We start from the raw sequence: 22,131 nt of genomic DNA on the forward strand, positions 1-22,131 counted from the left end.
GGTATGATCGACCCACGCCTCTCGCAATTGGCTAGAAACTTAACGCGGTACTCGACGAACCTCAAGGAGGGGGAGCGCCTTCTAATCGATGCGTTCGATGTGCCAGACGAGATCATCGTCGAGCTGATTCGGGCTGCCCGTGAGATCGGAGCGATTCCTTATGTGAATTTGAATCATGCCCGGGTGAATCGTGAGCTTTCTCTCGAAACGACCGAGGAGTCGCTCCGTATTCAAAGCGCAATCGAGCTTCAGCGTATGAAGAATATGGATGCGTACATTGCTCTGCGTGGCTCAAACAACATCTTCGAGGCGTCTGATGTTCCAAGCGAACAGGCTCAGCTTGTTTCTCAGGTTATGAAGCCGGTGCTTGACTGGCGTGTGAACAAGACGAAGTGGTGCGTGTTGCGTTGGCCGACGTCCGCGATGGCCCAGCAGGCGATGATGAGCTCTGAGGCGTTTGAGGATTTCTTTTTCAAGGTGTGTAATCTCGACTATTCGCGCATGAAGGCGGGAAGTGACGCTCTTGCCTCTCTCATGCAGAGGACGGACCGCGTTCACATCAAGGGAGTGGGGACGGATCTGAAGTTTTCGATTAAAGGTATTGGTGCGGTTCCATGCGTGGGGACTCACAATATCCCGGACGGGGAGGTCTTTTCTTGTCCGGTGATTGATAGTGTCGAGGGAGTGCTTCAGTACAATGCGCCGTCCGTTTACCAAGGAGTGTCTTTTGACGATATTCGGCTGGAATTTCAGAAGGGCAAAATCGTCAACGCTTCGGCGAACAATACCAAGCGTCTGAACGAAATCCTGGATTCGGACAATGGAGCCCGCTTTATCGGCGAGTTCGCCATCGGCTTCAATCCGCATATCAAGGAGCCAATGCGCGACATCTTGTTCGATGAGAAGATCGCCGGATCTTTCCATTTCACGCCAGGGCAAGCGTACGAAGATGCCAACAATGGCAACAAGTCTCAGGTGCATTGGGATATGGTTTGTATCCAGCGTCCAGAATACGGAGGTGGTGAAATCTGGTTCGACGATGTCTTGATCAGAAAGGATGGCTTGTTCGTGACGGACGAGCTCAAGTCCCTCAACCCGGACGAGTTGGTTGCTAAGTAAAATGAGCGAACTGGCTAAAGAGCTGGAAGACTTTATCAACCGTATCCCGAAAACGGAGACGCATTTACATGTGGAGGGCGCTTTGCCCTACGAGTTGCTCACCGAAATGGATGAGGAGCGGTTTCCGGAGATTCCTCACTTTCGTAAACCGGACTTTCGGTATCCGAATTTCGTCGAGTTCGAAAATTTACTGATCGACCACGCCGTGGTTTGGTTCAACTCGGCGGAGCGCTACCACTTGGCTTGTAAGCGGATGTTCGAGAAGCTCGTGTCTCTAAATGTTAAATACGTTGAGACTAGTTTCCATCTGCACATGATCGAGTTTATAGGAGTTGATGGTCCTGAAATCCTTTCAGCGATCAAATCGGCTGCTCCTGAAGGGCTCGAGGTCCGAGTGATTGGTGGGATGGTTCGAAACGGTTATACCGACGTGATGCGACCCATTTTGGACAAATTGCATGAATGGGACGAGCTGGATGGTATCGATCTGCACGGTCAGGAGTGGCTCGATCTAGAGAATTGGACTCCACCCATTTGGAAACGTTGCCGAGACGCGGGAAAGATCGTGAAGTGTCACGCAGGCGAATTTGGAGGGCCGGAGAAGATTTACGAAGCGTTGGATCAGCTTGGGTCGAAACGTATTCAGCACGGAGTGCGAGCGGTTGAGGATAAGGCTTTGGTTAAGCGACTCGCGGACGAGGGCGCGGTGCTTGATGTCTGCCCTTTGAGCAACGAAAAGCTTCAAGTCTTTCCGAGTCTAGAAGAGCACTCTCTGCGGGAGCTCGTAGACTCTGGAGTGACGTGCACGATTAACACGGATGATCCGCTTTGTTTTGCGAACGACATTCTCGACGAATACAGGGCGCTTGCCCAGCGTTTGGGGTTTTCGAAGTCGGAACTCGCCCAATTTGCTAAGAACGGTTTCGAGCATTCTCAATTAGATCGATCGTCTAAGAGTGAATACATCCGCCAAATTGATGAGGTATTAGCTCAATGAGTGACGCGATAGTGTGGGACGTTCCAGAAGGCGTCTATAAAACGAGAATCGACAAGCTGTTGTCAGAAGCATTTCCCGAGCATAGCCGGTCGGATTTTCAAAGGGCGTTTGAAGCGGACCTCGTTTTGTTGAACGGGAAGCCGATCGCGAAGAACCGTAAAGTCACTGAGGGTGACTCGGTCGAGTTTTCGATGCCACGTATCGAAAAGCTGGATATGGGGCCCATCGAGATGAATCTCGATGTGGTGTTCGAGGACGAGCACATGGTGGTGGTCAATAAGCCTGCAGGACTGGTGGTCCATCCTGGCGCCGGACCGGACGAGCCTACGCTTGCGCACGGGCTTCTGCATCATTGCCAAGGGCAGTTGAGCGGTATCGGCGGAGTCGAACGGCCAGGGATTGTGCATCGTCTCGACCGTGAGACTTCCGGATTGATCATGGCGGCCAAAACCGACGTGGCCCACAGAGCGTTGAGCGAGTTGTTTCAATCGCGGTCGTTGGTAAAGGAGTATTTGGCTCTCGGCTGCGGCGCTCCGGAGCTTTTGAGCGGTACTGTTGAACGCCCAATTGAGCGAAATCCGAATCAGCGACACAAGATGCGGGTGTGCCAGGAAGGCAGGGGCCGTGGGCGAGAAGCGAAGACTGATTGGACCCTGGTCAAGTCATACGAAGAAGGCTATTGCTTGCTGCGTTGTCGCATCCACACGGGCCGTACGCACCAGATTCGTGTCCATTTGAAGAGTATCGGGCACATCATTCTGGGTGACATTGTTTATGGATTTCGTCCGCTTCCACGACTGGCGAAACAGCCGGATCGTGTGATGTTGCACAGCTGTTACCTCAAATTCACTCATCCGCTCACGAACGAAGAAATGGAGCTGGAGGCTGAGCCGCCAGCGGATTTCAAGGCTCTGATGTAGTCGCTGTCGATCGCGCTTCATGCTTGCAGGTGGCTTTTCTGATCCCAGAATCAGCCGCCTGATTTAGAAAAATGAGCGCAGAGAATTTCATAACCCGCGAGATCGCGGAACAGATTCAGAGCAAGGTTGGAACGCCTTGTTATGTGTATAGCGAAGCTGCCTTGCGCGAGAGCGCGGCTCAGGTTTTAGCGTTTCCCAACGCCTTCGGCCTAACTGCTCGCTATGCCATGAAAGCGAGCCCGAATTCGAATATTCTGCGTTTGTTTGCGTCCATGGGGCTTCATTTCGACGCCAGTTCTGGGTACGAGGTTCGTCGTGCGATCGCAGCGGGGATTGATCCGAAGCGCATTTCACTTAGCACTCAGGAGTTGCCGGAAGATTTCGTGTCGCTCGTTGAAGCGGGGATTACTGTGAACGTGTGCTCGCTCAGCCAGTTGAAGCGGTTTGGCATAGCGCTGCCGGGCAGCAAGGTTGGACTGCGTTTCAATCCAGGTCTCGGCTCAGGTGGCACGCAACGTACCAATGTGGGCGGTCCTGCTTCTTCCTTTGGAATTTGGCATGAGCATCTGGAAGAGGTGCAAGAGCTCGTCGAGAAGTGTGAACTCGATGTATTTAGAATCCACTCACATATTGGAAGCGGGAGCGATCCTGAGGTTTGGATCCGTGTTGTGAGCATGAATCTTGATTTGGTTGAGGCTTTCCCGAACGTGACTCATTTGAACCTCGGGGGTGGTTATAAGATTGGTCGCATTGAAGGTGAGAAGACGACAGATCTTCAGGTTATTGGCCAAAAGATGAAGGTCGAGTTCGAGGAGTTCGCAGCCCGTACTGGACGTGAAATCCACCTCGAGGTGGAGCCAGGAACTTACTTGGTGGCGAACTGCACGGCGATTCTCTCTCGAATTCAAGACGAGACTTCGACAGGGGAAGATGGATACAAATTCCTCAAGCTCGATAGCGGCATGACCGACAATACCCGTCCTTCAATGTATGGCGCTCAGCATCCAATGTGGGTATTGCCTGCGGACGAGTCGGAGCGCGGCGAGGAAGACTACATCGTGGTTGGTCACTGCTGCGAGTCTGGAGACATTTTGACACCTGCTCCAGGAGATCCGGAGGCCCTGTCTCCACGGCGTTTGACCGAAGCGAAGATTGGCGATTACTTTGTTGTGGGTGGGGCCGGCGCTTACTGCGCGTCAATGGCTGCCAAGAACTACAACAGCTTTCCCGAATCCGCTGAAGTTTTGCTTCGAGAAGGTGGCCGTATCGCGGTGATTCGTGAACGTCAGCCGCTTGAGCAGGTCTGGGCGAACGAAGTCGCGGTTCTGTAGATTATGGATCTGCCGATCCTGGAGATAGAGGACGAGTTTTGTAGCAAACTCGCGAATACGAATCGTCTGGTTCTCGAAGCTCCAACGGGCTCTGGCAAATCGACACAAGTTCCCAAGTTCTTACTAAAAGGCGGTTTTCTCGATAATGGGGAAGCCGTCGTTTTGCAGCCGCGCAGGATTGCGGCTCGCATGCTAGCCAAGCGTGTATCTTGGGAAATTGGTGAGTCGCCGGGAAGAACGATCGGCTACCAAGTCAGGCACGATCGAGTATCGTCCCGTGACACGCGGGTCCACTTCGTGACCGAAGGGATCTTGCTGAGGCGAATGATCGCAGATCCGGATTTGAAGGGCGTATCGTGTATCGTGTTCGACGAATTTCACGAGCGGAGCATGCATGCTGACCTTACTCTGGCTCGTGCCTTGATGCTGCAGAGGACGAAGCGACCGGACCTCAAGCTTATCATCATGTCCGCGACTTTGGATGCCTCGGAGCTGTCCACGTATCTTGAACCGTGCGAAATTGTGAAGTCGGAGGGCCGGACTTTCCCGGTTGAAGTGGGCTATATCGATAACAGGTCCGCTAACAGTGATTTGCCGATTTGGGAGCTTGCTGCGAATGCGACGGCTGAAGGATTGAAGACCCAGAGCGAGGGACATGCTTTGGTGTTTATGCCCGGAGCGTTCGAGATCGGTAAAACGATCGCAGCTTTGGGGCGTCGTTTGTCCGCCCGGGGTTTTGAGCTTTTGCCGTTGCACAGTGAGCTGAGCGCGAAGGATCAGGATCGTGCTGTTGAGGGCGGAAATCGGAGGAAGGTGATCGTAGCCACGAATGTGGCTGAGACTTCGCTTACGATTGATAACGTGAGACTCGTTGTTGATAGCGGCCAGGCTCGGATCGCTCGATATGATCCGATTCGTGGCATTAATACTCTTTGGATCGAAAGGATAAGTAATGCTTCGGCGAAGCAACGTTCTGGTCGTGCAGGGCGTACGGCTCCTGGAAAGGCGATTAGGCTTTGGACTGAACGAGAGAATGCGAATCGGGCTCTGTTTGAGGAGCCTGAAGTCAGGCGAGTCGATCTTTCGGAGATGCTGTTGTCGCTGCTTGCCACAGGTATCGGTTCTGTGGATGCGTTCGAGTGGTTTGAGAGACCAAACGAAGAGCGACTTGCTGACGCTGTGCAATTGTTGCGTGGTCTGGAAGCGATCGACGACGACGGGCGACTCACGGCGCGAGGTCGGAAAATGAGCGGATTTCCGCTCCATCCACGTTTTGCTTCCATGCTCCTTGCTGCAAAGGGTTTTGGTTGCGTGGAGGAAATGGCTCTAGCGGCGGCTCTTGCTCAATCGCGAAATATTCTACTTCGGAAAGTTGATAAGGCGGTAGAGAAGCGGCGTGAGGCCTTATGGGGAGAGGGGGGGAAGAGTGATCTGATTGCTCAGATGTTCGCTTGGAAGGCGGCGCTAAAGGAGCGTTTTGATATGCGTTTTTGCCAAGAGCTGGGTATTCATGCTCAGAGCGCTCGGCAAGTTTTGAAAGTAGCGAATCAGCTTTCTCAATACGCTGAAGCGAGCGGTTTGCTTGAGGGAGGAAAAGAGGTAGCTGCAGACGAAGCTGATATTCGCAAGTGTTTGCTTTGGGGATTCCCAGATCGCGTTTGTAGGCGGCTCGATTCGGGTACGCTGCGATGCTCGATGGTGGGAGGTCGCCGGGGGAACTTGGCGAGAGAGAGTTTAGCCGATGGTTCGGAGTTGTTCGTTGCCTGCGAGGTGAACGAAATTGGAAGGCAAGGGGGGCAGGTAAATACAGTTTTCAACCTTTGCTCGGCTATTGACGTCGAGTGGTTGGAGGAACTGTTTCCTGATTTGTTTTCGGATGCTGAGGAAACTGCTTTTGACGAGAAACAGAAGCGAGTCGTGGAGCGGCGTGTGATTCGGTTTCAGGATTTGGAAATTTCTTCGAAAGAGAGTTTAGAGCCTGACCCTGGAAAGGCGGCTGAGGTTTTCGCGCGTTTAATCGAGGATGGAAAAGCGAAGTTGGCCAAATGGGATGACGATGTTGAGCACTTTATCCGGAAGGTGAATTTTGTAGCGTCTACGTTTTCTGAATACGGATTTGAGGCGATTGACGAAGATGCTCGCACGCTAATTCTTGAACAATGTTGTATGGGGATTCGTAGTATGAAGGATCTCAAGCGCAAGGAGGTGATGCCAGTTCTACACGAATGGGTGGGGCCGGAAACGCTTGCTATGGTGGAGAAGGAATTGGCCGAAAAGATTAAATTGGAGAACGGAAAACCAGCCCGCTTGCGTGTTGATGCAGAGGGGCTGTTGACGTTATCGGCTAAGATTCAGTGCTTGTATGACATCCCGGATACTCCGAAATTTTGCCAAGGAAGAGCTACCCCGAGAATTGAACTGCTTGCGCCGAATATGCGGCCGATTCAGATGACGACTGATTTGAAGGCGTTTTGGTCTGGTTCGTACGAGGGGATAAAGAAGGAGCTGAAAGGGCGTTATCCCAAGCACGAATGGCGTTAGGGGGAAGGTCGCTATAGAGTGAAGAGCTCATGTCGATTTGAGCGCATTGCTCGATAGATTTTTTTGCACGGAGTACGATACAATGTGGTATGGCAATCCGTGAAGTAACAACGAGTGGCTCTACTATTTTCGACAAGGCGCGAGAAGGGATGGAGCGAGGAAACCGCAAGCTAAACAAGGCGGTCTCTCAGGTCGCTCGTGGTGACTTCGGCCCTAATCCGATTCTGGAAATGTCTCACGCTGAGACCATGTACGGCGCTAATGCGCGAGTGATCCAGGCTCACTATGAGATGTTGGGCAATACGCTCGATGCGAAGAGCTAAGTCTGAAGCTCTAACAAATCTCGTAAAACAGTTGCTAATCTCCCTCTGAGGGGGACTAGCGAGGCGGACTGAATTCAGTAGGGGTTAATCTAGGCTGTTTTTGGTCGAGGTAACTAGGGTGCGAAGACTTCGCATTTCTTTTGGCCATGAACTTTCTATCGCTTGCCGCACTTCCTGGTACCCATCCAGGCGATGCCATCACAGATGTGTTGGGAATTGTAGCGGTGTGCGCGTTTTTCGCGATCGCTTGCTACATCGGATTGCAGGTGCTTACGGGGAGTTCGCAAAAGTCATTGCCAGCCTCTTCTAGTCTCGGGGACTATTGCCGGGAATCGGCTGAAAAGGAGGTGGAGAAAGAGCCCAAAGTCGAAGTTGACGAGAAGCAGGAGCTCGAAAAGCACTGTGAATCCTTTTTGATCGAAATTGTGGAAACGGGGCGGACGAAGCTCGATGATTTCGCTCGACTGTCGGATGATACGTTCAATCAGATTTCCGACGGATACGCTTCGAACTCTTTTGGTCATGAAGGGGAAACTCATGCGGTCCGTTCCAAGAAGTTCTTGTCGGTCTGCGAGCGACAGTGGGGGCCTATCAGGAACGATATTGGTTATGTTTCCTACATGGATATCAACGAAGTGCTAAGGCACATCCTTGTAAACCATCGCATGCTTGATGGTCATGGCCATGGAAATAACGAGGTCATGGATATGAGTCCTGAGGTGCTGAGATCGCAGGAACTGGTGGCATTGATGCGGGTGGTTCCGAAGGACAAAGTCCGCCTTTTGCAAGAGCAGCTGCTTGCGGCGGTTGAGAATTTTGGGGCGCGTTTTGACGAGGAGTGCAAGGTTTGGCTGAACGAGCAGATCGTTAAGATCAATGCGGAGATGCGTCCTCGGAAGTCGCGCAGTGTTCAGATTTCTGATACGGAGTACTATAAGCGTTTTAAGCAGATGCGGGTTCGTCTTGAGCTTGTGGCTCGTCTCGCGGATGGAGTGGTCGAAAACACGCAGCGAGTTAGCGAATCAGGTCTTGCGTTGAGTCAAGTGATCCACGTGGGGACGGTTCTGCGGATCTTAGCTTCTTTGCCTGAGTGGTTTTCCGAGCTCGAGCTTGCTGGCCAGGAAGAAGCGGCTTTTGAGCTTGAGAGCGTCTAGAGGCCTATTTGCTGCTACGAAGTCGAAGCGCAGCGAATGTGAAGACTGCGATTGCCAAGACTACGAAATAGGGCGGACCCCAGGTAAAAGCGGTTTTGAAAAGCTCTCCGGATAGGGTGTCGTCTGTGAGGGAGGTGTAGGGCTCTTGTTTTCTCAGGTTGCCGATGGCGGTGGCGTAGACGTATCCGATCGCTCCGTACGCTAAGTTGAAGGACAGTCCCTTGAAGCTGAGTACGGTTGCTCGGTGTTTCGAGTCTGTTATTTGGTTGAGGTAGTGGCTCACGAAGAAGCCGTTGAGAAAAATTCCGCTGTAGACGAGTACCATCGGCAGTGCTCCCCAGTAGGGGAAGAATTGTGACATGAGCCAGAGTCCGCTCCCGATCGATAGCGAGAGTGCGATGTAATTGAATGTTTTGCTTCGGTTTTCAGCCATGGCTTTGCCGATTTTCGGCATGAATGTTCCGAGCAAGGCCAATCCGGAACCGATGAATCCGAAGGTGTATTCGGGGAGTTCGATCTGACGGTAGAATTCACTGTTGAGGGTAAGGACCATTCGGACGATGTGATCGAACAGCATGCCGGAGCAGATGACGACGAGGGCTAGCGGCGTTTTGAGGATCCAGGCCCCTGCTTCCATCGTGTTTGCGAAGGATTGCTTGATGGTCTTCCATGAGCTCCCTGTGGGGGCGTTTTCCGAGCTATCTTTCATCCCAAGCGTGGTTATGAGAGCGAGGAAGCCGAGAATGAGGGTGCCAATTATGGGGAGGCGAATTGCGAGTTTGCTTGGTATCTCGTAATCTAAATTCAGCAATCCGATAACCGAGTTCACCTTGTCGACGTCGTATAGGATCGCTCCGGTGCTCATTGCGATGACGAAGCCGATCGACTGAAAACGCATCTGTCTCTCAAGGACTTTGCCCCACTGGTCCTCAATGCCCTTTTCTTTGAGTGAGTCGTAGGCGAGGGCTTCGTCTGCTCCGCTGGCTGCGGCTTCGGCAGCTCCGCTTAATATTCGGTTGATCAGGAAGAGGTAGAATACGACTTGGCTGTTTCCAACAGGGGCGAAGAGGATCAGCAGCATCTCCAACACCATGATGACGGCTGAAAGAACGACGAGATTTCGACGTCCGATCGTATCTGCCAAAGCGCCGGACGGGACTTCCAGCAACACAATGGTGATCGCCCACACGGCATTGAGAATGGCGAACTGCTCGAGGCTAAGTCCGAAATCGAGGAAAAGGATGGTGAAAACGGGATAGTAGAATCTCGCGTTGAAGAAAACGCGGAACGCGATGAATCGTTTTACGTTCGGCAGGGAAAGCGGATCGGGTGGGGATGGGTCTGGCACGTTGGTGGGCGTTGGTGTTTCCGCTTCTTACGGGAGGGCGGGCGACTTGATTGTTGTTCAGGCAAAAAGAAAAAGGCCGCTTCCTTTGAGGGAGCGGCCTTTTTTGCTAAAAATCAAGGTTTGGGATAGCTGATCTTTCTCTTAAGCGACCAACGTTCGGGCAAGGGTCCAAATGGAATCTACCACGTAAATCCAGATGAAGATCGCGGAGATCATAAGGGAGATGATGCCGAACATGTTGAATCTCATGGTTCGGATTAGAACCCATGTGACTCGTTAAATAAAGTGTAAATTAGCAACCTGTTTACAGATCGGGGAGTGGAGTAGGCGCTGTTGGCTTAGAGCTTTTGGAGGATTTCCTCTAGCGACTCGGTGGAAAGACCGAGGTTTTGGCTGCAAAAGTCGACGAGATCCTGAGTGAGGGGTGCGATGTAGGTCTCGGGGCCGTCTTCAAGATCGAAAACCATCCGGTATGCGTGGAGGGCGTGGCGGTTGATCGGGAGGACCTTCGCTATGGCTTCGGTCCAGCCGTCTTCTATGAAATCAAGAAAGAGGCCTTCGTCTGGTCCGTAGAGCTTGTCGCCTACGATGTGATGGCCGATGTGCAGGGCGTGGGCTCGAATCTGGTGCTTGCGTCCCGTGATGGGGTCGACTTTGGCGAGGGTGTAGCGTCCGTTGGTGTAGAGCGGAGTGTAGCGGGTTTGGGCATCTTGGCGCCGTCCGTCGTGGCGAACTGTATTTTTCGAGTGAACGATGCTTTGGGTGTCTGGGCCGAGTGGGGCGTCGACGAGAGTTTCCTCTTTGAGTTCGCCTTCGAGGATCGCGATGTAGGTTTTGGAGACTTTGCGACGTTCGAGAGCCATTTGGAGATGGCGGGACTTGAGGCGGTGTTTGGCGAAAAGAACGATGCCGCTGGTTTCGCGATCCAGACGCGAGACGAGATGCGAGCGTTCGGACTGAAGATATTCGCGGCAAGCTCCCGCCAGTGAGGACCACGGGCCATTTTTGGAAGGGTGGCAAACGAGCAATGCCGGTTTGTTTACCAGAAGCACGTGATCGTCGTCTTGCAAAATCCAGTTTTCCAGCTCTTCGGGGGTGACGAGCCAACCCCATTCGGTTGCAGGCATTTATTATTGATTCTCTGGGTTTGGGCGAAAGCGGCGGATGACTCGGCCGGCGACTCGGGTTCTGAGAGCAAGTGGAAGCATAGTCGAGAATAGGGACGCGAGCTTGTTTAAAAGCCCTGTTACGGTGAAAGGTTTTCCAGCGTTTAGGGCGCGGAGGGCCATGTTTGCTACTTGTTCGGGATCGTGGCTGTATCCGGCGGGGACGACGCGATCCTTGAAGCCGGCTCGTTTGAAGAACTCGGTTTTTGTGGGGCCGGGGCAGACGGCGATGGCATTTACTCCGGATCCCTTGAGCTCGTCATTTAGGGCTAGGGTCCAGTTCAGCACGAACGCTTTGCTGGCTCCGTAGGTGGAGAGGTGGGGGGTAGGTTGAAACGCTGAAGTCGAGGCGATGTTCATAATCGAGCCTCCGCGTTCCTTGATTAGAGGCAGGAGCCGGGTGGTTATTTCGACTAGGGCGCAGACGTTTACCTCGAGGAGTTCGAGGTGCTCTTCGGGAGGAGTGTCGCCGGTTTCACCGTAGAGCCCGAAGCCGGCATTGTTCACGAGGAGAATCCTCCCTTGCCCTTTAGCGGATCGAATACGCCTTTCGAGTTCGTCTAATACCTTCTTGCGCTGATTCTTGTCCGAAAGATCGCACTCAAGGTGTTGGCGTTCAGGGACGTTTGAAAAAGATGCCGGTTTACGCCGAGAAAGGTTGAATATCGAAGCGTCCGGTTCTAACTTCAAATATCCTTCGATGATTGAATATCCGATCCCAGAAGAGCCTCCTGTAATGATAGCGAGGTCGTATCTAGAGCCCATACCGTTTGCTTTGGATGTTTGGGGTTATGCATCGAAAATCTAATAATAACCAAAGGAGTATCATGTACACTGAGAACAACCACGACCTAATTATCACCGGCATCCACATGGATCTGACTGAGGCTATCAAGCAGACCGTAACGGATAAGGTGGAGCGACTCTTCAGGCATGAGGACCGCATTATACGGGTCAAGGTTGAACTAGAATGCGTTTATGGGAAGGGCGGTAGCGAGCACGAGTTCATTGCCAAGGGCCATATTGAAATCAATGGCCCATCGATGAATGTCTCTGTTTCTGACCCTGATTGCTACAAAGCGGTCGATTTACTCGTCGACAAGCTTGATCGCATGCTGCGTCGTCGCTCGCGCCTCCAGCGAGTGAAGCGTAAAGACACTCATGAGGTCGATATCCCGGCCAGCCTTCCGAAGGTCTAAACTTCGGCACGCCACTGTATTTTAACCTTAGCCGCCTGTAATTTTCGGGCGGCTTCTTTTTTTTGAAAAAAGTCCTTGTCAGGAAGCACCAAAGCTACTTTCTTCCTGAGCCTTGATCGCCGACCCGGCGGTTAAGACCTGAAGCGGGGTTAGCTCAATTGGATAGAGCACCTGACTACGAATCAGGAGGTTAGGGGTTCGACTCCCTTACCCCGTGCCACTTCAGACAGCGGTTTTTCCGAAAGGAAGACCGCTGTTTGTGTATTCGGATGTTGGATTCATTCGAGAGTGAACGAGGCTAGTAGTCGATTTCTTTTCTGACTTTGAGCCAGAAGCTCACCAGATAGTGGATACGGGCGGGGCAGTTGCGCAGCGGGCGTTCTAGGTCCCAGAGGGGGATCCAGGCGCAATGTTCGATGCCTTCCTCGGTCTGAGGAGTGAATCCTTCGTCTTCGCCGGAATATCTAAGCAAAAACCATCGAGTTTGTTTGAGGGATTTTGTCTTGGCGAATTTCGAAACATGGATCGTGGGTATTAGCTCGGTCAATACGCGCAGCTCTCTGGTTGTTAGCCCTGTTTCCTCGGACACTTCGGCGACTGCTGTTTTGGCAGCGGAGTTTTCTCGTTCTATAAGTCCTTTGGGGAGGTCCCATCGACCGTTTTTGAAGATAAAGAGGATGCGGTCGTTCGCGTCTAGGGTTAGCCCCCCGGCAGCCTCGATGGTGCGGAGCTTATGCATTGTAGATCGCTTCGAGGGTTTCGAGCAGTTTCAACTGGCGGTAGTTCAGGTTGTTGAATTGGACGCCTTCGATTGTCTTGCTGTAGCGGGTACGCGGTTTTTTCTTCGCAAGCGGTTTAAACTGCTTCCACTCGTCGTATCTGATGGTGGAAAGAACGTAGAGCATGGAAGTGAGACGGGCCTCGAGCTTGTTGTTCGAGCCGATAACCACCCAAGGGCTTTTAGGGGAGGAAGTGCGTTCGAACATCTGTTCCTTGTAATTGGTTAGCACGTCCCAAAATTCTCTGACCTTTTCGTCGTTTTCGGAGTACTTCCAGTATTTGAGAGGATTGACGATGCGTTCCTGGAAGCGGACTGATTGGGTCTCCTTGTCGACGGAAAGATACAGCTTTATGAGGATGAGCCCTTGATCGATGTGTTTTTCCTCCCACTCGACGACCTTGCTCATGAAGTACTTGTACTGGCTTTTTTTACAGTAGCCCATGGTTGGCTCGATCATGGCGCGGTTGTACCAGGAACGGTCGAAAAAGACGATTTCACCAGGATCCGGGAAGTGCTTCTCGTAGCGGCGAAACCAATACTTTGATTCGTTTGGGGTAGGGATGCCGAGTTCTACGACCCTGAGGTTTTTGGGCATCATGTACTCTATGAAGCGCTTTATGGAAGAGCCTTTTCCTGCCGCGTCTCGACCTTCAAATACAATGGCTACTCGTTTTTGGTTTTCGACGACCCAATGCTGCAGTTTGAGCAGCTCGATCTGTAGAGCTTCCTTCTCCTGTTTATAGGTGGGGTAGTCGATGTTGCGGTAAAAATCAAAAACCTTGCTCTTTACGAAGTCGTGACGCGGCATTTTCCAGTTATACGAGTGGCGAGTGCCAAGAAACTTGAGAGCCCTCGTTAGTCAAGCAACCCAGAACCGTTTGCTCAGGACAATTGTAACAAACGACCTAGGGAAAACGACTAGGATTCCCAGCGGGCATACAGGCCGCAGGGGAGTGTATTGAGCGTATTTGAAATCGGGAGCCCCACTTCGCCAGAGGTGACTTTACCTGGGAAACTCGACATGGACTCTCGTAACAGGTTTCCAACTACTGTTGGCGAGACTCCGGTCGTGTAAGCGTTGACGAGGAAAAAGAGGCCGGATTTGTCGAAGATTTTGGCGCACTTTTGAAGCAGCCCGTAGAGGTCGCGCTCGAACTGCCAGACTTCGCCTTTGCTGCCGCGTCCGTAGGAGGGCGGATCCATGATGATGCCTTGGTATGTGGACCCACGACGTATTTCGCGTTCAACGAATTTCACGCAGTCATCCACGATGTAGCGGATGGGGGCTTGGCCGAGGTTGCTTAGGGCGGCGTTTTCACGGCACCAGGCGACCATGCCTTTTGCTGCGTCGACATGGCAGACCTCTGCTCCAGCTGCCGCAGCGGCGACGGTCGCTCCGCCAGTGTAGCCGAACAGGTTCAGGACTTTTACTGGGCGTTTGCTTTCGGCGATTTTAGTTCCGAACCAATCCCAGTTTACGGCCTGTTCGGGGAAGAGTCCGGTGTGTTTGAAGTTGGTGGGGCGAATCTTGAAACGCCGGTCTTTGTAGCGAATGATCCAGCTTTCTGGGAGGCTTCTGCGGAAATCCCAAGTTCCTCCGCCTTTGGTGCTTCGTTTGTAAAGCCCGTCGTATTTGCCCCAGCTGGAGGAGGTGCGTGGCCAGATGACTTGAGGGTCGGGGCGGACGAGTACGACATCGCCCCATCGCTCTTTTTTCATGCCGTTTCCGCATTCGAGGATTTCGTAGTCTTCCCAGTCGTTAGCCAAAATCATTGGATCAGAGAGTATCGCTTTTGCTTTGTTCGAATTTGCATTGGGATGGTCTTTTGTCCCGTAGTTCTTTTTCGAGCACGCGTAATCATGCTCGCTCGCCCAATTGGATGGACTAGACCAATTCCTCGACTTTTTGCCTGAATGCGACCTTGTCTTCCGATTTGAAGAATGCGGTACCGGCGACAAAGGTATCCACGCCGTTGTTACGGCAGATTGGAGCGTTATCGGCGTTGACGCCGCCATCGACTTGAATGCGGAAGTCGAGATTCCGCTCTTCGCGCCAAGCTGCGAGTTGCTTGGTCTTTTCTAAAACGCTTTCCTGGAAGCTTTGGCCGCCAAAGCCCGGTTGGACGGTCATGGCGAGGACCATGTCGATTTGCTCTAGGTAAGGCTCTACCGCCGCTACGGGGGTGCCTGGGTTGAAGACGACTCCGCACTTAGCTCCGAGCTCTCGGATTTTTGCGAGCGTGCCTGGTATATCGTATTCCGGCTCGACGTGGATCGTAACTTGGTCTGCTCCGGCCTTGATGAAGTGCTCAACGAACTCCTGTGGGTTGTCGAGCATCAGGTGCACGTCGAGGAAGAGCTTCGTTTTCGGCCGAAGGTCGGCGACTGTTTGCGGACCGAACGTCAGGTTGGGTACGAAGTGCCCGTCCATGATGTCGACGTGGAGCCATTGGCAGCCTGCTTGTTCGACGCATTTGATGTCTTCGGCTAGTCGCGTGTGATCGGCGGCTAGCATGGATGGTGCTAAAATTGGAGAACCCATTGTGGGATAATTAGCCTTCCTTGGTTTTCGGGCTCAAGTCTAGAGGCGAGAATTCCCGTAAAACAGCTAGAGGGGGACGATCACCAGAGGTCCGTTATGATTTGGATAGCCTTCTCTGCGGCTTCTCGGGAGATCTCTGGACCGGCCTGATACTCTGCGTCCACGAGCCCGCTTTCAGTGAAGATGTCGCGTTTTATGGTGAATTCTCGGGATTGAACGAAATAGTCCTCGTTGTTGCCTGGTCGTTTGAGGCTGAGCTCAAAGTCCAGAACGAGTTCGAATTTTCGTCCACGGCCGAGATCTTCTGTGGTAACCGCGGCGATTTCTCGTTTTGCCTTGGTGAGCGTCAGATCGAGTGTGGCGTCTTGTCTTCCTGGCTGAGCGAGTTCGAGAGACGAGGTCTGCAGGATCTCTTGGCGCAAGGCGGCGTTTAGGGGGCCTTCGAGCTTGGCGAGCGTGGAGAGGTTTTGAGGAGGAGCGACGTAGATTGTGCGGTACGGCAACTCGGTGGGCTCGCCCATTTGGTAGGAGGCGCAGCCAGTGAAAAGCAACGTGACGAGGGCTCCGATGAGAGCGAATGTTCTCATGTCTGAGAAATTAGGCGTCTAGAAGATTCCTAGGATGCGGCGCTTCGCGCGTTTGCGGGCACGCTGCTGGATCTCTTCGTTGGTTGGCGCTTCTTCTTCGATCGCTTCTTCGTTCTTGGCTAGAATCGTATCGATTTTCTCGAGACGGGTGCGAGCGGTGTCGGCTGTTCGAGAGCGAGGCGCTATGGTAATCGCTTCGTTGTAGAGGACTTTAGCCGCCTCGTACTTGGAGCGCTTGAAGTAATAGAAGTCGCCCATCTTTAGCTTGCTGAGAGCTAGTACGTTTTGAGCCCCGGCCAAACCTTCTTCAGCTTGGTCGACGTTCTGGTTTTCCGGGTACTGAATTAGGAAGTCTTCGAAGAAGGTGATGGCGTCTTCGGTGGCTCGCTGGTCGTACTCGGGGCCTTTGATTAGGCCGTAGTGAGTTTGTGCGAGTTTGAGGTAGGCGTCGGAGGTGAGGAAGCTGTTGGGGTAGTTGGTTACGAGTCGATCGAGAGCGTAGATCGTCATCGCGTCGCTGTTTTTGTCGGACCATGCTTTGGCGATATTCATCAGGGAGAGCGGGGCGTAATCGCTATAAGGAGCGATCGCTACGACGCGTTCGAAGTACTGGATTGCGCGGTCCGTGTTTTTGAAGCCTGGGATCACCCAAAGAATCTTGTCGCGGTGGGTTTCGAGGCGGGCGACGGCGATCTTGTACATCTCGCCTAGGGTTTCGTTGAAGCTGCCGTAGTTCGGGTAGACCCAAGCAATCGTGTTGAAGGCTTCGAAGGCTTTATCGATCTTCTTGCGTTCGAGCTGGATGAGGGCGGTGCGTTGGTAGGCCTCTGGGGAGTACTGGTTCTTTGGGTACTTCTTGTAGACTCTTTTGTAGAGGCGGAGCGCGGTGGAGAAATTGCGTTTTTCCTCTGCCTTTCGGGCGTTGTTCATCCAGTTGAGGATCTTTTGTTGTTCCTCGGGGAGGAGGCCGGATAGATCGACCTCTTCGGATTGGTAGCCGGTCTCTGCTGACCACGTTATTTTCGATTCGGCCTGAGCGCTCTGAATGAATGCGAAAATAGCGAGGGCGAGGCTGGCAAGTAGGGTGAGTCGCTTGCTGAAAAGGGTTCTGGCAAAACTTAGGTTCATCTGTGGGTAATTCGGGAAATGGGCGTCTTTAGGTCGTTTTTTGGGGGAGTCTGGCCTACCAGCGGAGAAGGGTCGAGCCCCAGGTGAGGCCGGCTCCGAAGGCGACGAGTAAAATGATGTCTCCGCGTTCCAGTCTGCCGGCTCGAGCTGCTTCGTCGAGCGCGATAGGGATGGATGCGGCGGAAGTGTTTCCGTATTTGTCGAGATTTAGGAAAAAGCGTTCAATTGGAATATGGAGTCGTGAAGAAAGGGAGTCGATAATGCGCATGTTAGCCTGATGGGGAACTACGCACTTTAGTTGATCCGCTTCTACTCCATTTTGTTCAAGGATTTCTACTGCGGCCTGCCCCATGACTCGAACAGCCTGCTTAAACACCTCTTGGCCGCGCATTTTCAGAAAGTGCTGGCGGTCGTTGATGGAGGTGGGGCTTGGGGGGATTGCGCAGCCGCCGCCGGGTTGGTGCAGCATGTTCGCTTTGCTTCCGTCGGAGCCGAGTTTGAAATCGATGATGCCGCGATCTTCGCCTGGCTCAGCGTGTCCGAGGACGGCAGCGCCTGCTCCGTCGCCGAAGAGGACGCAGGTGGTGCGATCTTCCCAGTCTAGTATGCTGGATAGCTTTTCTGCTCCGATGATAAGGGCATTTCGGTAGCGTCCAGTCGCGAGGAGGCCAGCCGCGACTTCCATTATATACAGGAAGCCTGAGCAAGCGGCTTCAACGTCGAAGCTGATTGCGTTTGGAATGCCGATCTTGTCCTGAACTAGGCAGGCGGTGGAGGGGAAGGGCATGTCGGGCGTCATGGTGCCGACGACCACGACGTCAATGTCTTCGGGGGAGAGTCCAGCGTTTTCGATGGCTCGAATTCCTGCTTCGGCTCCCATCGTGGAAGAGGTCTCGCCCTCGGCTGCGATCCGGCGTTCGCGGATGCCGGTGCGGGTGAAAATCCATTCGTCGGAGGTGTCGACGATTTTCGAGAGATCGTTGTTGGTAAGCGCTTTTTGCGGTGTGTAGGAACCGGTTCCTTTTACGATTACGGATCTAGGCGCAGTACTCATGCGAATGTCTCAATGGGGAAGCCTTACTGTTCATGCAACCTGCAAATGCAGATCAAATCAGTCGGCGTCGTAGATAATGTTGTTCGCGGCCTCGATATCTTCGAGGATGTGGCGGGTTAGATCGTTGCTTACGATCTCGTTGGCGATCCGGATGGCGTTCATGACGGCTTGCTTGTTGCTGGAGCCGTGGGCTTTCAGAACGTTGCCTTTGAGGCCGAGGAGTGGAGCGCCTCCGTAGTTGTCGGGATTGAGTTGGTTCTTTATGGCGTCGAACGCCCCTTTGGAGAGCAGGTAGCCCATTTTCCGGACCATGTTCGCCTGGATTTCTTCGCTGACGAAGTTTTTGAGCAGCATGAACAGGGATTCGGATGCCTTGAGGAGAATATTTCCTGTGAATCCGTCGCAGACTACGACGTCGACGCCTTCTTCGAAGGTTTGGAAGCCTTCGATGAGACCGGCGTACTCGATTTGGCCATCGATCTTTTTAAGAAGGGAGTGGGCTTGGTTGATTAGATCCGTGCCTTTGCCTTCTTCGGTGCCAATGGTCATGAGGCCGACCTTCGGTTTGTTGATACCGAGGACGTGTCGACAGTAGTCGCTGCCAAGAACGGCGTTGTGGACTAGATGTTCGGCTTTGGCGGAGGGGTTGGCTCCCGCGTCGATGAGAACGAAGTGTCCTCGCTTGCGTGGCATCACGGTGGCAAGCGCGGGACGGTCCACTCCGTCTAGAGTGCGGAGCTTTATGGTGCCAGCAGCCATGAGGCTTCCGGTGTTTCCGCAGCTGAGAACGCAGCTCGCATCGCCGTTTTTGACGAGCTCGATGGCTCTGAGCATACTTGCATCCTTCTTCTTCTTTAGCGCGACCAAGGGTTTGTCATCCATAGTGATGACTTCGGACGCGTGGAAGATGGATATGTCCGGATGTGAAGAAAGCCCTTCTTTTTCAAGCAAGGGCTTCAGTTCGGCTTCGTTGCCGACAAGAATTATGGGTCTTAGGTTCTTTACGCTGTCGACCGCCATTTTGGTAGCGGCGACCATTTCTGCTGGCCCTTTGTCGGAGCCCATTGCGTCGATGGCGATGCAAGAGCTCTTTTGTTCGAGCATGTGGCGCGTAATAACCTAGAGAACGGGCGAGTGCCGTGTCGTCTGAGCTTCCTTATATGGAAGCGTCGAGAATTTGACGGCCGCGGTACATGCCGTTGTTTGGATTCACGCGGTGTGGGCGGAATGCTGATCCGTCGATCGGATCCTTCGCGAGCTCGGGAGCCTCGAAACGGTTGGCGCCTCTGCGAAGGCGGCTGCGGCGCTTGGATTGCTTGCGTTTTGGATTAGCCATTGTACGTAAATTCCGTGGTCAGTGTTCTTCTGCTTTAAAGAAAAGCTGCGCTTGATAACTCGTGGCCCTACCTCCGTCAAGTTATTGTTTCAAAATAACAAACTGAGGCTGAGAGCAGCCGTATCGCCTGATTGAGAAGCGATATAATTAGGAGGCTATCCTGTGTGTATTTTGAATTGTTTTACAAGAAAGAGCTGCCTAGTTCTTCCCGTCATATGGAATTGAACGAGCTTACCTCTCTCGTCTCGCAGGGATCCGATTTGTCTGCCGAGCAAGCCGCAACCTCAGCGGATCTTCTGGCCTCTGCGGATGTGCCATCTGGCGTAAAGGCTGAGTTTTTGACCTCTCTAGCCCAAAAGGGCGAAGTCGCTTCGGAGGTTGCTGGAATCGCTGGCCGCTTCCGCGAGTTGGCGAGAAACCCGGGCTTGGAGAAGTGGCAGGCTGATGGGATCGACGTGTGTGGAACGGGAGGTGACAAGATCGGCAGCTTTAATATTAGTACGACGGTTGTCTTCGCCCTAGCGGCTGCGGGGGTGCCTGTGCTGAAGCATGGCAACAAGTCGATCACTTCTAAATGCGGCAGCGCTAATTTGCTGGAAGCCTTGGGCGTAAATTTGATGGCGGACGATGCGACGCTTGCCAAATCGATGGAGGCTCTGGGGTTTTGCTTCATGTTTGCTCCCGCTTTTCACCCTGCGTTCAAGGAGATCATGCCAGTTCGCCAGGAACTGGCGGCGAAAGGGCAGCGAACTGTATTTAATATCCTTGGTCCACTGATTAATCCGGCTCGTCCAGCTCATCAGTTGCTTGGCGTATTCTCGGCCGACGTAGTCGATATGTTGGCGAGCACATTGCATGCTCTCGATTTGAAGGCGGGATTGGTTGCCCACACCTCTTTGGCTGACGGACGTGGCATGGACGAGATGAGCGTGGTGGGAACCAACCGCGTAAGAGGCTTTGGAGCTTTGGACACGGTCGATGCCAGTTGGAACGCTGGAGAGTTTGGCCTGCCTGAGGCTGATGTCTCTGATCTTTTGGGCGGCGAGTTGGAGGATAATCTCAAGATCCTAGACGAACTGCTAGCCGGGAAAGCTCCAGCTGGTTTGGAGAATACTGTGTGCCTGAATGTGGGTGCTGCTCTGCATGTCGTAGGGCGTGCGGAGTCGATCGAGGCTGGGATTCAGGAGGCTCGTGATTTGCTGTTGGGCGGCGCTGTGAAAGCGAAGCTGAGTGACACTAAGGATTTTTATACTGCTCTATGAGTTTGAAGTTTTTTGGAACGGATGGGATTCGCGGTCTTTATGGCGGCGAAACCCTGAACGATGAAATTGCGTTTCGAGCGGGCAAGGCCGCGGTTCGGGCTGCTCGCGAGCTGCAAAATGTGGTGGCTCCGAAAGTTGTGGTCGGCCGTGACACTCGTGAGTCTGGAGAAAAGCTCCTGCAGGCCTTTGCCAAGGGGGTGTCGCTGGAAGGAGGGACCGTGGTCGATCTCGGCGTGGCTCCGACTCCTTGTGTCGCGTTTGCGGCGAGACAGAGTGATGCCGCTCTGGCGTGCTCTATTACCGCTTCTCACAACCCGGCTTGTGACAACGGAATAAAGTTCTTCGAGGGTACGGGGGTTAAGCCGTCGGAGGCCTTGGAGCAGGCTCTGGACGATTTTGTAGGAGAAGCAACGCTCGACGGTATGGCCGATGCGGGATCGGTTCGCCTGGAGGAGGGAACCGCGCTCCGGCAACAGTATTCGGATGCGGTGGCTTCGCATTTTCCAGCTGGAATGTTGGAGGGCAAGAGGGTTGCTCTCGATTGCGCGAATGGCGCTATGTTCGAGATTGCCCCGAAAGTATTCAAAGCCCTCGGCGCTCATATTACGGTGGTTGGCGATGCTCCTGATGGTTCGAACATTAATGCGAACGTTGGCAGTGAACACCCGGAGTCCATGGCGGCGATGTATACTGATGCTGAATACGACCTCGGGTTCGCCTTCGATGGAGATGGGGATCGTCTGGTCGTTTTTGACAAGTCCGGCGAGCCTATCGATGGAGAGGCTGTTCTCGCTATCTTGGCGATCGCTGCTAAGAATGCAGGCACCTTGCATGAAGATACCTTGGTGACGACGGTGCAGAGCAATTTAGGGCTCGATGCTGCGTTGCGTGAACGTGGAATCAAGGTCGAGCGCACTGATGTTGGTGATAAGCATATTGCTCGTTTGATGTTGAAGGAAGGCTACACGCTGGGTGGCGAAGAGTCAGGGCATTTGGTTTACGGCGATTTCGCGGTAACGGGAGACGGTCTTGTTTCCGCTCTGGCGGTATCGGAGATTGAGGTTCGTGGCGGTGTGGAAAATGTCTACTCCGCCTATCCAAAGTCGTCGAAGGCGTTGCGTGTTGCAGACAAGCCCCCGTTTGAGAGCTGTCCTGAGATCACGGCTTGTATCAACCGTTTGACCGAGGAGCTAGGCGAGGAAGGACGCTTGCTTGTTCGGTACTCGGGTACGGAACCAAAGATTCGATTGCTTGTGGAAGCTCGAACTGCGACGGTTGTGGCGGCTTCCATGGAAGTATTGCAGACTGCGGTTGAGAAGGATCTCGATCTGGTATAGCTTTTG

Annotated in this window: 22 protein-coding genes and 1 tRNA gene; 11 read left to right on the forward strand and 12 right to left on the reverse strand. The window is 53.2% G+C overall.

Annotation, left to right across the window (positions count from 1 at the left end):
- Positions 1 to 3 precede the first annotated feature (3 nt).
- The 7 genes from JIN87_RS17230 (at position 4) to JIN87_RS17260 (ending at position 8,385) form a co-directional block, all read left to right on the forward strand.
- Complete coding sequence (locus JIN87_RS17230) at positions 4 to 1,119, forward strand: aminopeptidase (RefSeq protein ID WP_200356839.1); 1,116 nt, start codon at positions 4 to 6, stop codon at positions 1,117 to 1,119.
- Between the two features lies 1 nt (position 1,120).
- Entirely contained in the window at positions 1,121 to 2,116 is a 996-nt protein-coding gene (locus JIN87_RS17235) for an adenosine deaminase family protein (protein WP_200356840.1), read from the forward strand.
- The gene (locus tag JIN87_RS17240) at positions 2,113 to 3,036 is read left to right on the forward strand and encodes an RluA family pseudouridine synthase (RefSeq protein ID WP_200356841.1); all 924 of its coding nucleotides are present in this window, start codon (positions 2,113 to 2,115) and stop codon (positions 3,034 to 3,036) included. The genes JIN87_RS17235 and JIN87_RS17240 overlap by 4 nt, the downstream gene beginning before the upstream one ends.
- A gap of 71 nt (positions 3,037 to 3,107) precedes the next feature.
- On the forward strand, positions 3,108 to 4,367 hold the full coding sequence (locus JIN87_RS17245; RefSeq protein ID WP_200356842.1) for a diaminopimelate decarboxylase: 1,260 nt from the start codon (positions 3,108 to 3,110) through the stop codon (positions 4,365 to 4,367).
- A gap of 3 nt (positions 4,368 to 4,370) precedes the next feature.
- Positions 4,371 to 6,908: an ATP-dependent helicase HrpB gene (gene hrpB / locus JIN87_RS17250; RefSeq protein WP_200356843.1), complete on the forward strand. Its 2,538-nt coding sequence runs from the start codon at positions 4,371 to 4,373 to the stop codon at positions 6,906 to 6,908.
- Positions 6,909 to 6,997: 89 nt separating this feature from the next.
- Positions 6,998 to 7,231: a hypothetical protein gene (locus tag JIN87_RS17255; protein WP_200356844.1), complete on the forward strand. Its 234-nt coding sequence runs from the start codon at positions 6,998 to 7,000 to the stop codon at positions 7,229 to 7,231.
- Between the two features lie 146 nt (positions 7,232 to 7,377).
- The gene (locus JIN87_RS17260; RefSeq protein ID WP_200356845.1) at positions 7,378 to 8,385 is read left to right on the forward strand and encodes a hypothetical protein; all 1,008 of its coding nucleotides are present in this window, start codon (positions 7,378 to 7,380) and stop codon (positions 8,383 to 8,385) included.
- A gap of 4 nt (positions 8,386 to 8,389) precedes the next feature.
- On the opposite strand, the gene JIN87_RS17265 is transcribed toward JIN87_RS17260, so the two are convergent.
- From JIN87_RS17265 to JIN87_RS17275, 3 genes are all read right to left on the reverse strand, one after another.
- Complete coding sequence (locus JIN87_RS17265; RefSeq protein ID WP_200356846.1) at positions 8,390 to 9,733, reverse strand: MFS transporter; 1,344 nt, start codon at positions 9,731 to 9,733, stop codon at positions 8,390 to 8,392.
- Between the two features lie 338 nt (positions 9,734 to 10,071).
- Positions 10,072 to 10,860: an RluA family pseudouridine synthase gene (locus JIN87_RS17270; protein ID WP_200356847.1), complete on the reverse strand. Its 789-nt coding sequence runs from the start codon at positions 10,858 to 10,860 to the stop codon at positions 10,072 to 10,074.
- Positions 10,861 to 10,863: 3 nt separating this feature from the next.
- Positions 10,864 to 11,664 (reverse strand): SDR family NAD(P)-dependent oxidoreductase, encoded by an 801-nt coding sequence (locus JIN87_RS17275; protein WP_200356848.1) that lies wholly within the window; start codon positions 11,662 to 11,664, stop codon positions 10,864 to 10,866.
- Between the two features lie 62 nt (positions 11,665 to 11,726).
- Between JIN87_RS17275 and hpf the strand changes: the two genes are divergently transcribed.
- A complete protein-coding gene (hpf, locus tag JIN87_RS17280) occupies positions 11,727 to 12,098 on the forward strand; it encodes a ribosome hibernation-promoting factor, HPF/YfiA family (protein ID WP_200356849.1) in 372 nt (123 codons plus the stop codon).
- Positions 12,099 to 12,241: 143 nt separating this feature from the next.
- Positions 12,242 to 12,318: transfer RNA gene (locus tag JIN87_RS17285), tRNA-Arg, on the forward strand.
- A 78-nt stretch (positions 12,319 to 12,396) separates the two neighbouring features.
- Here the strand turns inward: JIN87_RS17285 and JIN87_RS17290 are convergent.
- From JIN87_RS17290 to rpmF, 9 genes are all read right to left on the reverse strand, one after another.
- Positions 12,397 to 12,837: an NUDIX hydrolase gene (locus JIN87_RS17290; RefSeq protein ID WP_200356850.1), complete on the reverse strand. Its 441-nt coding sequence runs from the start codon at positions 12,835 to 12,837 to the stop codon at positions 12,397 to 12,399.
- On the reverse strand, positions 12,830 to 13,687 hold the full coding sequence (locus JIN87_RS17295; protein WP_200356851.1) for a polyphosphate kinase 2 family protein: 858 nt from the start codon (positions 13,685 to 13,687) through the stop codon (positions 12,830 to 12,832). The genes JIN87_RS17290 and JIN87_RS17295 overlap by 8 nt, the downstream gene beginning before the upstream one ends.
- A gap of 110 nt (positions 13,688 to 13,797) precedes the next feature.
- Complete coding sequence (locus tag JIN87_RS17300; RefSeq protein WP_200356852.1) at positions 13,798 to 14,652, reverse strand: class I SAM-dependent methyltransferase; 855 nt, start codon at positions 14,650 to 14,652, stop codon at positions 13,798 to 13,800.
- Positions 14,653 to 14,764: 112 nt separating this feature from the next.
- Positions 14,765 to 15,421, reverse strand: a complete 657-nt coding sequence (gene rpe, locus JIN87_RS17305; RefSeq protein WP_200356853.1) for a ribulose-phosphate 3-epimerase — start codon at positions 15,419 to 15,421, stop codon at positions 14,765 to 14,767.
- An 80-nt stretch (positions 15,422 to 15,501) separates the two neighbouring features.
- Entirely contained in the window at positions 15,502 to 16,008 is a 507-nt protein-coding gene (gene lptE, locus JIN87_RS17310; protein WP_200356854.1) for an LPS assembly lipoprotein LptE, read from the reverse strand.
- 18 nt (positions 16,009 to 16,026) lie between these two features.
- Positions 16,027 to 17,136 (reverse strand): tetratricopeptide repeat protein, encoded by a 1,110-nt coding sequence (locus JIN87_RS17315; RefSeq protein ID WP_200356855.1) that lies wholly within the window; start codon positions 17,134 to 17,136, stop codon positions 16,027 to 16,029.
- A 55-nt stretch (positions 17,137 to 17,191) separates the two neighbouring features.
- Positions 17,192 to 18,190 (reverse strand): beta-ketoacyl-ACP synthase III, encoded by a 999-nt coding sequence (locus JIN87_RS17320; RefSeq protein ID WP_200356856.1) that lies wholly within the window; start codon positions 18,188 to 18,190, stop codon positions 17,192 to 17,194.
- Between the two features lie 57 nt (positions 18,191 to 18,247).
- Entirely contained in the window at positions 18,248 to 19,294 is a 1,047-nt protein-coding gene (gene plsX, locus JIN87_RS17325) for a phosphate acyltransferase PlsX (protein ID WP_200356857.1), read from the reverse strand.
- A 52-nt stretch (positions 19,295 to 19,346) separates the two neighbouring features.
- On the reverse strand, positions 19,347 to 19,526 hold the full coding sequence (rpmF, locus tag JIN87_RS17330) for a 50S ribosomal protein L32 (RefSeq protein ID WP_200356858.1): 180 nt from the start codon (positions 19,524 to 19,526) through the stop codon (positions 19,347 to 19,349).
- 215 nt (positions 19,527 to 19,741) lie between these two features.
- Here rpmF and trpD point away from each other — a divergent pair, with 215 nt between their 5' ends.
- The gene (gene trpD / locus JIN87_RS17335; RefSeq protein WP_200356859.1) at positions 19,742 to 20,788 is read left to right on the forward strand and encodes an anthranilate phosphoribosyltransferase; all 1,047 of its coding nucleotides are present in this window, start codon (positions 19,742 to 19,744) and stop codon (positions 20,786 to 20,788) included.
- Complete coding sequence (locus tag JIN87_RS17340) at positions 20,785 to 22,125, forward strand: phosphohexomutase domain-containing protein (protein WP_200356860.1); 1,341 nt, start codon at positions 20,785 to 20,787, stop codon at positions 22,123 to 22,125. The genes trpD and JIN87_RS17340 overlap by 4 nt, the downstream gene beginning before the upstream one ends.
- Positions 22,126 to 22,131: the final 6 nt, after the last annotated feature.

The sequence above is a fragment of the Pelagicoccus mobilis genome (genome assembly GCF_016595505.1).
GTDB lineage: Bacteria > Verrucomicrobiota > Verrucomicrobiia > Opitutales > Opitutaceae > Pelagicoccus > Pelagicoccus mobilis.

Coding starts and splice junctions, on each gene's coding strand:
- JIN87_RS17230 (WP_200356839.1), top strand. CDS start 4: ATGATCGACCCACGCCTCTCGCAATTGGCTAGAAACTTAACGCGGTAC.
- JIN87_RS17235 (WP_200356840.1), top strand. CDS start 1,121: ATGAGCGAACTGGCTAAAGAGCTGGAAGACTTTATCAACCGTATCCCG.
- JIN87_RS17240 (WP_200356841.1), top strand. CDS start 2,113: ATGAGTGACGCGATAGTGTGGGACGTTCCAGAAGGCGTCTATAAAACG.
- JIN87_RS17245 (WP_200356842.1), top strand. CDS start 3,108: ATGAGCGCAGAGAATTTCATAACCCGCGAGATCGCGGAACAGATTCAG.
- hrpB (WP_200356843.1), top strand. CDS start 4,371: ATGGATCTGCCGATCCTGGAGATAGAGGACGAGTTTTGTAGCAAACTC.
- JIN87_RS17255 (WP_200356844.1), top strand. CDS start 6,998: ATGGCAATCCGTGAAGTAACAACGAGTGGCTCTACTATTTTCGACAAG.
- JIN87_RS17260 (WP_200356845.1), top strand. CDS start 7,378: ATGAACTTTCTATCGCTTGCCGCACTTCCTGGTACCCATCCAGGCGAT.
- JIN87_RS17270 (WP_200356847.1), bottom strand. CDS start 10,860: ATGCCTGCAACCGAATGGGGTTGGCTCGTCACCCCCGAAGAGCTGGAA.
- JIN87_RS17275 (WP_200356848.1), bottom strand. CDS start 11,664: ATGGGCTCTAGATACGACCTCGCTATCATTACAGGAGGCTCTTCTGGG.
- hpf (WP_200356849.1), top strand. CDS start 11,727: ATGTACACTGAGAACAACCACGACCTAATTATCACCGGCATCCACATG.
- JIN87_RS17290 (WP_200356850.1), bottom strand. CDS start 12,837: ATGCATAAGCTCCGCACCATCGAGGCTGCCGGGGGGCTAACCCTAGAC.
- JIN87_RS17295 (WP_200356851.1), bottom strand. CDS start 13,687: ATGCCGCGTCACGACTTCGTAAAGAGCAAGGTTTTTGATTTTTACCGC.
- JIN87_RS17300 (WP_200356852.1), bottom strand. CDS start 14,652: ATGATTTTGGCTAACGACTGGGAAGACTACGAAATCCTCGAATGCGGA.
- rpe (WP_200356853.1), bottom strand. CDS start 15,421: ATGGGTTCTCCAATTTTAGCACCATCCATGCTAGCCGCCGATCACACG.
- lptE (WP_200356854.1), bottom strand. CDS start 16,008: ATGAGAACATTCGCTCTCATCGGAGCCCTCGTCACGTTGCTTTTCACT.
- JIN87_RS17315 (WP_200356855.1), bottom strand. CDS start 17,136: ATGAACCTAAGTTTTGCCAGAACCCTTTTCAGCAAGCGACTCACCCTA.
- JIN87_RS17320 (WP_200356856.1), bottom strand. CDS start 18,190: ATGAGTACTGCGCCTAGATCCGTAATCGTAAAAGGAACCGGTTCCTAC.
- plsX (WP_200356857.1), bottom strand. CDS start 19,294: ATGCTCGAACAAAAGAGCTCTTGCATCGCCATCGACGCAATGGGCTCC.
- rpmF (WP_200356858.1), bottom strand. CDS start 19,526: ATGGCTAATCCAAAACGCAAGCAATCCAAGCGCCGCAGCCGCCTTCGC.
- trpD (WP_200356859.1), top strand. CDS start 19,742: ATGGAATTGAACGAGCTTACCTCTCTCGTCTCGCAGGGATCCGATTTG.
- JIN87_RS17340 (WP_200356860.1), top strand. CDS start 20,785: ATGAGTTTGAAGTTTTTTGGAACGGATGGGATTCGCGGTCTTTATGGC.